Below are 691 nucleotides of genomic sequence, written 5' to 3'. Positions count from 1 at the left end.
ATGGGCCCGGCGGTGCTGGGCGAGCGCGTCCAGGTAGGCGTTGGCGGCGGCGTAGTTGCCCTGCCCCGCATTGCCGAACACACCGGCGGCGGAGGAGAAGAGCACGAACGCCGAGAGGTCGAGGTCGCGGGTCAGCTCATGCAGATTCCAGGCCGCGTCCACCTTCGGACGCAGCACCCCGGCCATGCGCTCGGGAGTGAGCGAACCGACCACACCGTCGTCCAGCACACCGGCCGTGTGCACCACACCCGTCAGCGGATGCTCTGCGGGGATGGCGGCGAGGGCCGCGGCGAGCGCGTCCCGGTCCGCCACATCACACGCCGCCCAGCGCGCCTCGGCGCCCAACCCGACAAGTTCGGCAGTAAGTTCGGCGGCGCCCGGTGCCTGGTCGCCACGGCGGCTCACCAGCAGCAGCCGCCGTACGCCACGCTCCACCACCAGATGCCGCGCCAGCAGACCACCCAGCGCGCCACTCGCACCCGTGACCAGCACCGTGCCATCGGCATCGACATCGAGCGGCTGCTCGGTGTCCACGGCGGCCCGCGCCAGACGCGGCGCCCGCAGCGCCCCGTCCCGCACGGCCACCTGCGGTTCACCGGACGCCAGCGCGTCCGCCACCGCCGCCAGCGACTCGGTCGTATCGTCGACGTCGACCAGGACGAACCGGCCGGGGTTCTCCGACTCGGCCGAA

Annotated in this window: 1 protein-coding gene; it reads right to left on the bottom strand. The window is 73.1% G+C overall.

All coding sequences use genetic code 11. The annotated features are described in order from the left end of the window. Positions 1–691 (bottom strand): beta-ketoacyl reductase (locus NP777_RS47055; RefSeq protein ID WP_256656347.1); only part of this gene is annotated, 691 nt, incomplete at both ends.

Source organism: Streptomyces rugosispiralis (assembly GCF_024505145.1).
GTDB classification, from domain to species: domain Bacteria; phylum Actinomycetota; class Actinomycetes; order Streptomycetales; family Streptomycetaceae; genus Streptomyces; species Streptomyces rugosispiralis.
Note: the sequence above shows the minus strand (reverse complement) of the source record. Positions and strands in the feature narration are given on the sequence as shown.